The organism is Streptomyces sp. SID5785, from assembly GCF_009870065.1.
GTDB lineage: Bacteria > Actinomycetota > Actinomycetes > Streptomycetales > Streptomycetaceae > Streptomyces.
On the sequence record NZ_WWIA01000475.1, the window covers coordinates 1 to 10,080 of the forward strand.

Here is a 10,080-nt window from a genome sequence, read left to right on the forward strand (position 1 = left end):
TCCCGCTGATCACAGTTACGCCCCGGACTTCCTGACACCGGTGCCCCGCCACGGCGAATCGCCCGCAGAGGTGGCAGCCCGCATCGCGGCGACGCCCGCCGAAGAGGTCGACTACCAGCTCGACATCGCGATCCGCGGCCGGCACGTGTGGCCCCACGTCCGTGAACTGCACGGGAGCACGGCGGAGTACGAGCGCTGGCGCAGGCCGATGCCGTCCGCGCTCGAGGCCGTGGCGCGCGACGGTGGCGCCGCCGTCGCGGCCGCTGCCGCCACGGCGATGCTGACCCTGTTCGAGTCCGTGGTGGCGCCCGAATGGCCGACGATCCGGGCGATCCTGGATGCGGACATCGGCAACCGTGCGGACCGCATGGCGGCGCACGGCGCCGCTGCGGTGCTCGACGATCTCGGTGAGCAACTGCAGTGGACAGGCACTGAACTCGTACTGGAACGCGCCTACTCCGGAGTGATCGACTGGGCTGACGACGGCGTGCTCTTCGTACCGGCCACGACACACGTCGGCCCCGTGCTGTTCGCAGCCGAACGCCCGCATCCGCCGGTACTCATCTACCGTGCGCGCGGCATCGGCGCGCTCGGGCGGCGCCCGGCGGCCGAGGCGGAGCCGGCACTGGCCGGGCTGGTGGGCATGACCAGAGCCGCCCTGCTGACGTCGCTCGACGCGCCCGCGTCCACAGCGGAGTTGAGCCGGCGCACCGGCTGGAGCAGTGCGACCGTGTCGTACCACCTCGGCATCCTGCTGCGGGCCGGACTGGTCGACCGGTCCCGCCGCGGTCGCGTCGTCCGCTACGCGAGGACGACACTCGGCACGGCACTGGTGTCCTCATCGGGCCCGGAGCAGGCGCCCGCGCGGCCGCGCTGACCGTGACCGGTGCGCTGCCGGGTGCATGATCCGGCCAAGGCCCCGGCAGACCGGTCATGGGCGGTCCGGTCCTGGACGGAGCACTCTCCGTAAGCGATCGAAACGCTCAATCAGGTCGCACATATTGAGTGTTGCGAACGAACGCCCTACAACGGTGAGCGCATGCCGAGAAGTCGAGAAGCCGAGAAGCTCAGGACCTCCGAGCGAAGAGGTGGCCCCATGCATCGACGCACCCTGTACGCGTGGACGGTGACGGCGTCCACGGCGGCAGCTGTGACCGCCCTGACGGTGGCGCCCGCGCAGGCCGCCGTGATCTGGGACGCGGATGCCGCCCAGGGCGTGGGCGTCTTCGTCACGACGTTGTGCGACAGTCCGGCCAGTGTCACCACGGGGAACTGGAACGACGGGCACGGCTCGTTCTTCAAGTTCAACAAGCCGATAGGCGTGGCGCGTTGTGAGGCCCACAGCGTGCGTACCTCGGCGGGGGAGTACACCTTCCGGGACAACAGCACCTACTGGTTCGGCTGGGACTCGATGACCAAGACCGGAAACGCGCAGACGGTGTTCCAGTGGAAGTCGAACGGCACGAACGACCAGAACAGTCAGAACTACCCGGTGCTCATGAAGGTCGAGGACGGCCGGCTGAAGGCCTGGTACGTGGAGCCCGGCGAGAACTGGGTCTCGATCGGCACGACCCCGTGGACCGCGGGGGAGTGGCACTCGATCCAGCTGGGCATCACCACCGACTCGGCCGGTGCGGGCACGCTGTCCGTCTACAAGGACGGCACCGAGTTCGCGTCCCGCACCGGCGCCCGCACCTGGGACGACCTCGGCAACAAGCCGCGCTGGGGCACGTACTTCGGCACGGACACCAGCACGGCCTCCATCAACTGGGTCGCCGGGCTGGCCATGGGGACGTCCCGCGCCGACGTCGACTGACGCCGGGCCGCTCCGCGGCGGGCTGTGCGCACCCGGCTGGACCGCCAGCGGTCAGGCCTCCTTGCCCTCTCCAGCAGATCCGTGGCCCAGCACGGGTGCGGCCGTCGGCACGAATCGGCTCAACCGGTAGGTGGTCGGGTGCGCCAGGCGCCCGCACAGCGTCTCGATGCGGAGGGTCGCCGCGTCGGCTCCCGACTGCCGGAGGAGGTGCAGCCGTCTGCGCATCTCTGCATGATCCTGCGTCTCCAGGACCACTTCCCACCGGCCCGTGCCGGGCGCCGTGCGTCCGGCCTGCCGCTGCCTGTCGGCTTCCTGCCGCCGTCTTCGTCTGGCTTGTCCCGGCACCGGCCCAGCATCACCGGCCGGCACCAGGATGGCAAGGCAACCCGGAGTCCGGATTCGCCCGCCACCTGGGGCGCACAGTCGCGTCGGCCCGACCTTCGTGCCCCGGCGAGGCTGTGCGGCAGGCGAAAGCGACCAGGGCGCGTATCGAGTCGTGATCACCAGAGACATCGGTTCGAACTGCAGCCGGTGCACGGCCGAGGAACGGTGTTGCCCTCGCCCGCAGTGATCACTAAAGTCGGCCGCGTGACTGCCGGGTCGGCCTTGAGCCATGCACGAGAGAGTTTCCCGGCCTCGGCGTGAGCCCGGGGCGGGCCAGGGGCCCGCCGCCTTCTCCGCGTCTTTGCTCCCGGCGCCTGCATACGGCGCCTTTCCGACGGACCCCAAGACCGGAGTCAGACCACTGATGTCCTACGACCAGCCGTACCCACATGCCGCTGTCCAGCTGAACCACACGGCTGTCTACGCGAGCGACCGCTACCTGTCCGCCGAGTTCATCGCCGCGATCCTGGGCCTGAAGGTCAGCGCACCGTTCGGGCCGTTCCTGCCGGTTGACCTCGGCAACGGCGTGACGCTCGACTACCTCGAGAAGAGGGACGAGCCGATCCAGTCGCAGCACTACGCCTTCCTCGTGCCTGACGAGCAGTTCGACGCCGTGATCGCCCGTCTGGAGGTGGTCGGGGTCACCTACTATGCGGACCCCGGCCACACCGACTCCGGCCGGGTCAACGATCTGTTCGGTGGTCGCGGCGCCTACTTCGACGACCCGGACGGTCACAATATGGAGGTCATGACTCGGCCTTACGCCCGTCCCTAGAGCACGACGGGTCCGTGATCAGGGGGCGCCTCGGGTCCTTGTAGGGGCCGGCGTCGTGGCCGACGCCCACGGACCCGGATCTTCTTCATTACTGGGAGGGCCACGCCCACAGCCTGATCACGACTCGATACGCGCCCTAACGCTGGGCCAGTACGGCGACGACGGCGGCGACGACGCCCACGACCGCACCGAGCAGGGCGAGACAGCCCACCGCGGAGAGGCCCGCGTCGCCGCCCGTGCGCTGCCGCGACCTGTCGCCCTCGGCGGCGTACACGTCCTGGACGGTGATGCTTCCGTTCCTGCCGCTGCCTTTGATCTGCCGGAGATCGATGTGTTTCTCCGCGGCCCGAGCACGCGCGGCGTCGGTGACGTGCGGCGGCGCGAACTTCCGCTGGGTCGCCCGGTCCACAGCGGTCGCCGCGTGTCGGGTGGCTGGTGCGTCGAGCAACCGGAGGGCCTCGTCGGCGGTGGGCCGGTGGCGAGGCTCCTTGTCCAGGAGCGCGGTGATCACACCGGTGAGCTCTCCCGCGTTGCGCGGAACGGGCGGTGTCTCACGCAGCAGGGCGGCGAGCGTCGCGCCGGCGTCGCCCCGCAGGAACGGCGACACGCCCTCAGTGGCCTGATAGAGCGTCACCCCCAGCGAGAACAGATCGCCGGCGGGCAGGTCCTGGCCGCTGAACCGCTCTGGTGCCATGTACTCCAGTGAGCCGATCACCGCCCCGCTGCCGGTCAACGACGTGTCCGTGGCGTGCTGGGCGATCCCGAAATCCGTGAGCAGGCAGTCGCCGTCCGCGGTCATCATCACATTCGCCGGCTTGACGTCACGGTGGACGATCCCGGCGCCGTGGGCAGCCGCGAGAGCGCCGAGCAGGCACCGGGCGGCACGCATCGCCTGACCGGCGGGCAGCACGCCGCGGGCGCTGATGTGCTGCTCCAGGGAACGACCGTCGACAAGACGCATCACCATCCAGGGCCGGTCCTCCTCGATCACCATGTCGTGCACGGCGACGATGTGCGGCCGGTCGCGCAGAGCGGCGGCATGGCGCGCCTCTCGGCGTGCCCTGGTCAGCCGGGCGGCATGCTCCTCAGGCGACGTGGCGGGCGGCAGGTAGACCTCCTTGACGGCGACCGCCAGTTCCAGCCGGAGATCATGGGCCTTCCACACGACGCCGAAACCGCCCCGGGCCAGCGCGACCTCGAGTCGGTACCGCCCGCCGATCACTGTGCCGGGCCGCGTCTCCCGCACCCCCATCACCCACCCGTTCCCGTGCCGACCGTCGCTCTCATTGGTAAGTTCCGCTTTCCAAACGGGAATTGTAGGCCGCGGTGCCTTCAGAGGCCGAGCCCCGACCGCGCATCGCGTGGGTTCGGACGAAGCCGGAAAGCGGATGTGTCAGTGCCCGGACCTAGGATGCGGAGCATGACGCGGTACATGGACGAAGACCTGCACGGCGCGGAGTTCCGCGAATGCGACCTGACCGGGGCGCGCCTCATCGGCGTCGTCATGCAGGACGCCGTGATCGACGGACTCGTGACCAACCTGACGGTCAACGGAGTCGAGGTCACCCAGTACGTCGAAGCGGAGCTCGACCGGCGTCACCCGGTACGCGTACTGCTGCGCTCCGAGGATCCCGCCGACCTGCGCGAGGCGGCACGCGCTCTCCACGCCGCCTGGGCGGCCACCCTCGACAGAATCCGCCGCACGCCCGGCATCGAGCGCCGCAGTGTGAACGACGAGTGGTCCGCGGTCCAGACGCTGCGCCATCTGGTCTTCGTCCACGACTCCTGGTTCCGCCGCTGCTGCCTGGGCTCCACGGACCTGTTCACCCCCCTGGGTATCGGGACGACCATGGAGCCCTACCGCGAAGCCCATGGACTCGACCTCTCGCTCGACCCGTCCCTCGACGAGATCGTGAGCGTGCGCCACGCGCAGACCGCCGAGCTCGAGGCCTGGCTCGACCAGGTCACCGTGGACCGGCTCGCCGCGCCGGCACCCGTGCCCGACGACGATGTCTGGCCGCCCTACGCCCGGGGCCGCTCCGTGCGGCAGTGCCTCGGCACCGTGCTCACCGAGACCTTCGAGCACCACACCTTCTGTGTCCGCGACCTCGACCTGATCGAGGCCCGCGACGCCGGCTAGGACCGGAATCGACGGCTCCGGGGCCGAGGCGACGGCCCGGACGCACAGCCGCCCGGAGCACCCCGCATGGAGCACCCCGCCCGGCGGTGCCGGCAGGCGAGTCCCGGGACACGTTCCTAGAGTCGGGATCATGGCCATCACCGGTTCGAGCGAGTCCCCCGCCATGACGCCGCCGCAGAGCGCGACTGCCCGGCGGTGGACACACCACGTACCCAGGGCTCTCTCCGCTGCCTTCGCCGCACTGGCCGTCTACTGTGCGCTGATCGCGGTCATCGCGCCGCTGCGCCGCCTTCTGCGCCCGGTGACGCGCTTCCTGGACGCCCTCACCGTGCCGGTCAGCGCGAACCTCGCCTATGCCGCCTTCCTGCTCCTGCTCGCCGGCGCGGCCGCGTCCCGCAAGAAGGTCGCCTGGTGGCTGGTCGTGGTCTACCTCGGGCTGCTGATCGCGGTGGACGCGATCGGTGTCGGCGTCGGCCTGTACGCCGATGCGCTGCCCTCCCTGATCGTCTGCGCGATCGTGGTCGTGGTTCTGCTCGCGGCACGCCGTGAGTTCTACGCGGCCACGCGCCACGGGTCGCTGCGCCGGGCCCTGACCGCTCTTCTGCTCGGCCTGGCGGTCTCGATCCTGGTCGGCTGGGGACTGGTGGCGCTCTTCCCCGGCAGCCTGCGATCCGGCCAGCATCTGCTGTGGGCCAGCGACAAGGTCTGCGGTGGCCTCGTGGCGGCCGCCTCGTACGACGGTGCCCCGCCTCGCTCGTTGTCCTTCCTGCTCGGCCTGTTCGGCGCACTCGCGCTGCTGAACGCCTGTGCCACCCTCTTCCGGTCGCAGCGCATGGAAGCCGCCCTGCACGGGGACGAGGAACCCCGCATCCGCGCCCTGCTCGGCGCGTACGGGTCCCAGGACTCGCTCGGCTACTTCGCCACCCGGCGCGACAAGGCCGTCGTCTTCTCGCCGAGCGGCAAGGCGGCGGTCACCTACCGCGTCGAAGCCGGTGTGTGCCTGGGCAGCGGCGACCCGGTCGGTGACCCCGAGGCCTGGCCGCACGCCATCGCGGCCTGGCTCGACATCGCCCGACGCCACGCCTGGTCTCCGGCCGTCATGGGCGCCTCCGAGGAAGGGGCCACCGCGTTCTCCCGCGCCGGGCTCGGCGCGCTGCAGCTCGGGGACGAGGCCGTCCTGCACGTCGCCGACTTCGACCTGGACGGCCGGGACATGCGGGTGGCGCGCCAGGCTGTCGGACGCGTGCGACGCACGGGCGCGACCTGTCGCGTCCGCCGTCACGCGAGCCTGACCGAGCAGGAGATGGAGGCGATCGTCGACAGGGCGGACGCCTGGCGCGACACCGAGACCGAGCGCGGCTTCTCCATGGCGCTGGACCGGCTCGGCGACCCTCAGGACGGTGACTGTCTCCTCGTCGAGGCGCTCGGCGCGGACGGCGAGCTCCTGGCGCTGCTCTCGTTCGTCCCGTGGGGCAGGGACGGCGTCTCCCTGGACGTCATGCGCCGCGACCGGAGGGCGCCGAACGGCGTCATGGAGTTCATGGTCGCCGAGCTGTGCGACGTGGCGGGTCGGTACGGGATCCGCCGGATCTCACTGAACTTCGCGGTCTTCCGGTCCGTCTTCGAGGAGGGCGCCCGCATCGGCGCGGGGCCCGTCCTGCGGCTGTGGCGCCGCCTGCTGCTGTTCCTGTCGCGCTGGTGGCAGCTGGAGGCCCTGTACCGGTCCAACGCCAAGTACCGGCCCGCGTGGCAACCACGGTTCATCTGCTACGCGGATGCCGGCTCGCTCGCCCGGATCAGTCTGGCCTCGGGCATCGCCGAAGGGTTCGTCTCCGTCCCCTCGCTGCGGCGGCTGTGGGGCAAGGGGCACCGCCCCGCCGCGGTCACCACGCCCGCCACCACCCAGGGGCTGCCGCCCATCGAGGAACTCGGTCTGCCGTCGCCGGACGCCAGCCCCGAGCGGCAGCTGCCCGACCAGGTGCGCGTGCGCCACCGCAAGCTCGAAGCCCTCCAGGCCGCAGGCGTCGACGCCTATCCGGTGGGCCTGCCCGCGCGCACCCACGCCCTCGGCGACATCACCGACGCGACGAAGGGCGACCAGGTCACGGTCGCGGGCCGGCTCATGCTCGTACGGGACTTCGGCGGCATCGTCTTCGCGCTCCTGCGTGACTGGTCGGGCGACCGGCAGATCGCCCTCGCCCGGGACACGGCGGGGCAGGACACCGTCGCGGCGTTCGCCCGGGGGACGGACATCGGCGACCACATCACTGCCTCCGGGCAGGTCGGTGCCAGCGACAGCGGCGAGCTCACCGTCTTCGTCACCGCATGGCACCTCGCCGCGAAGTGCCTGCGCCCGCTCCCGGACAAGCGCCGCGGCCTGGCCGACCCCGAGACCAGGGTCCGCCGGAGGTACGTCGACCTGATCGCCAGCCGCGAGGCCCGCGACGTGGTCAGGGCCCGTTCCACGGCCGTGCAGGCGCTGCGGCAGGGACTTCTCTCGCGTGGCTACCTCGAGGTCGAGACCCCGATGCTCCAGCAGATCCACGGCGGTGCCAACGCCCGCCCCTTCACCACCCACATCAACGCCTACGACCTCGACCTCTACCTGCGCATCGCCCCCGAGCTGTACCTGAAGCGGCTGTGCGTCGGCGGCATGGAGAAGGTCTTCGAGATGGGCCGTACGTTCCGCAACGAAGGCGTCTCCTACAAGCACAACCCCGAGTTCACGATGCTGGAGGCGTACCAGGCCTTCGCCGACTACGACGTCATGCTGGACCTGACGCGCGAACTCATCCAGGACGCGGCCGTCGCGGCCTGCGGGGAGCCCGTGGCGTACAAGGACGGCGTCGCCCACGACATCTCGGGGCCGTGGCCGGTCAAGACCGTCTACGGTGCGCTCTCCGAGGCGCTCGGAGAGGAGGTCGACGCCGACACCGCACTCGGGCGGCTGCTGCAGCTGTGCGAGCGGGCGCAGGTCCCCTGCACACCCGACAGCGGTCGGGGCGACGTCGTCCTGGAGATGTACGAGCGGCTGGTCGAGGAGAAGACGCAACTGCCCACGTTCTACAAGGACTTCCCCACTGACGTCTCGCCGCTCACCCGCCAGCACCGCGCCGATCCGCGGCTCGCCGAGCGCTGGGACCTGGTGGCCTTCGGTACCGAACTCGGCACCGCCTACAGCGAGCTCACCGACCCCGTCGAACAGCGCCGGCGGCTCACCGCCCAGTCCCTTCTGGCGGCGGGCGGCGACCCGGAGGCCATGGAACTCGACGAGGACTTCCTCGACGCCCTCGAGTACGCGATGCCGCCCACCGGCGGGCTCGGCATCGGCGTCGACCGCCTGGTCATGTTCCTCACGGGCCGCACGATCCGGGAGACCCTGCCCTTCCCCTTGGTCCGACGCCGCTGACCGGGGACCGACGGTCCGGCGGAGCCTCCCTCGCGCCCGGTGATCAGTACCGCTGTCCTCGTCGCCCGGCGAGGGTGTCCAGGACGTCCGCGACCGGGGTGGGATCCAGCGGGCCGACGTGTGACGCCGTGGGGAAGTCGTGCACGCGGAACCTGTTGCCAGGGGTGGCCGCGTCGGCCTCCGCGATCATCCGGTCCTGGAGCGCGGTGGCGATCGTACGGTCCCTGCCGAAACGCAGGTACGTGCGAGGAAGGCGTCCCCAGGCGTCGGCCCGGCCGACGGCGCGGCCCGCATAGGCCGTGACGGGTTCATCGGTCTGCAAGCCGGCCAGGATCCGGCGGAAGTCGGCGTCGGGGTAGTCCGCGCAGATCATCTCCTTCAGGAGGGCCAGCTCACCGCTGACACCCGTACGGAAGTTCAGCCGCAACACGCCGAGCCGGTCCGGGTCACCCACCGTCAGCTCCACCGGACTGACGGCGTTCGCGTTCTCGGGTGCCGCCGTGCAGGCGTCGGCAGTAGGCAGGACGCGGCTGGGACAGAACGCCGCCATGTAGCAGATGTGCTGCAACAGATGCGGGACGGCGTCGCCGACACGGCTGACCGACACGCCGCCGAGGCTGTGCCCGACCAGGACCACCGGCCCGTTCCGCGCGGCCTGCCGGACGATGCCCGCGACACGCGCCTCGTAGTCGTCAAGGCCGAGTCCCTTCAGTGGGGAAGGCTCCTCCGCCATCGCCGCCAGGTCCTGCCGCTGGTACGCCTCCGGGACGAAGGCCTCCGCGCCGTGCCGCGGCTGGTCCACCATGACGACGCGGTGGCCGCGCAACGCCAGTTCCCGGGCGATCGGCGTCCAGAACGCACCGGCGCTGTGCGTTCCGTGCACCAGCACGTAGGTCGTGAGCTCGCGCCGCGCGGCCGCCGCGGCCGGTGAGGCGCCGAGCCCGGTGGCCAGTGCCGCGCCCCCTGCGGTCAGCCCCAGCCGCCGCAGTGCCGACCGCCGGGTGACGCCGCTGCGTTCCTCGTTCGTGTTCTTCATCATGAACACAACGCTATGAAGGGCCAGTTCGGCCCACCAGCGGTCCAGCACCCCCGGTGGGGTGGACCCAGAACCACCCTGCCGAGGGGTGCACCGGGCCCGGCTCTGCGGCCCGGACGCGTGCCACGCATGGGTGTACTCGACATGCGTTCGGCTCATCGCTCGGGTTGCCTGGCGGGAAGCGCGAGCGGGACCGCTCGCCGAACCTGGGAGGACTCATGCGTCTGGCGCGGATGGTTGCCGGTGCCGCTCTCACGGCTGCTGCCCTGTCCGTATCACCCGCTGCGGCCTGGGCCGGTGACATCGACCGTGGTGTCGAGCTGACTCCGTCCTCGACCCGTGCGGGCGGTTCTGTGTGGGTCGCCACCCGCGCGTGCGGGGACGACGCCTCCGCCACGGGAGCGACGAACGCGTCACCGGGGCAGAGCGTCAGCTTCCGTCTCGGTCCTGCGGCCGACACTCCGGCACTTCAGGGGGAGTTCACCGTGCCCTCCGGCACGGGTGCGGGCACGTATGACGT

The 10,080-nt window shown here is 71.0% G+C and carries 8 protein-coding genes and 1 pseudogene; 6 read left to right on the forward strand and 3 right to left on the reverse strand.

Translation table 11 applies throughout. From position 1 onward, the window contains the following. Both GTW43_RS15560 and GTW43_RS15565 read left to right on the forward strand, forming a co-directional pair. Positions 1-877, forward strand: an 877-nt coding sequence (locus GTW43_RS15560; RefSeq protein ID WP_237536610.1) for a winged helix-turn-helix domain-containing protein, incomplete at its 5' end; no start/stop codon positions are given. Positions 878-1,096: 219 nt separating this feature from the next. Next, positions 1,097-1,816, forward strand: coding sequence for a heparin lyase I family protein (locus GTW43_RS15565; protein ID WP_161302576.1), 720 nt, complete (start codon positions 1,097-1,099; stop codon positions 1,814-1,816). Between the two features lie 51 nt (positions 1,817-1,867). Here the strand turns inward: GTW43_RS15565 and GTW43_RS38045 are convergent, their stop codons facing one another. Continuing rightward, positions 1,868-2,041, reverse strand: coding sequence for a hypothetical protein (locus GTW43_RS38045; protein WP_237536611.1), 174 nt, complete (start codon positions 2,039-2,041; stop codon positions 1,868-1,870). A 523-nt stretch (positions 2,042-2,564) separates the two neighbouring features. Here GTW43_RS38045 and GTW43_RS15575 point away from each other — a divergent pair. Further along, a complete protein-coding gene (locus tag GTW43_RS15575; RefSeq protein WP_161302580.1) occupies positions 2,565-2,975 on the forward strand; it encodes a VOC family protein in 411 nt (136 codons plus the stop codon). A gap of 136 nt (positions 2,976-3,111) precedes the next feature. On the opposite strand, the gene GTW43_RS15580 is transcribed toward GTW43_RS15575, so the two are convergent. Continuing rightward, on the reverse strand, positions 3,112-4,221 hold the full coding sequence (locus tag GTW43_RS15580) for a serine/threonine-protein kinase (RefSeq protein ID WP_161302582.1): 1,110 nt from the start codon (positions 4,219-4,221) through the stop codon (positions 3,112-3,114). Between the two features lie 174 nt (positions 4,222-4,395). Here GTW43_RS15580 and GTW43_RS15585 point away from each other — a divergent pair, with 174 nt between their 5' ends. Further along, a complete protein-coding gene (locus tag GTW43_RS15585; RefSeq protein ID WP_237536612.1) occupies positions 4,396-5,115 on the forward strand; it encodes a DinB family protein in 720 nt (239 codons plus the stop codon). A 163-nt stretch (positions 5,116-5,278) separates the two neighbouring features. Further along, complete coding sequence (lysX, locus tag GTW43_RS15590) at positions 5,279-8,524, forward strand: bifunctional lysylphosphatidylglycerol synthetase/lysine--tRNA ligase LysX (RefSeq protein ID WP_161302586.1); 3,246 nt, start codon at positions 5,279-5,281, stop codon at positions 8,522-8,524. 43 nt (positions 8,525-8,567) lie between these two features. Here the strand turns inward: lysX and GTW43_RS15595 are convergent, their stop codons facing one another. Beyond that, positions 8,568-9,569 carry an alpha/beta fold hydrolase gene (locus GTW43_RS15595; RefSeq protein ID WP_161302588.1) on the reverse strand — a complete coding sequence of 334 codons (1,002 nt, stop codon included), beginning with the start codon at positions 9,567-9,569 and terminating at the stop codon, positions 8,568-8,570. 209 nt (positions 9,570-9,778) lie between these two features. Between GTW43_RS15595 and GTW43_RS38050 the strand changes: the two are divergent. Next, positions 9,779-10,080, forward strand: a pseudogene (locus GTW43_RS38050) (hypothetical protein); the annotation flags it as partial.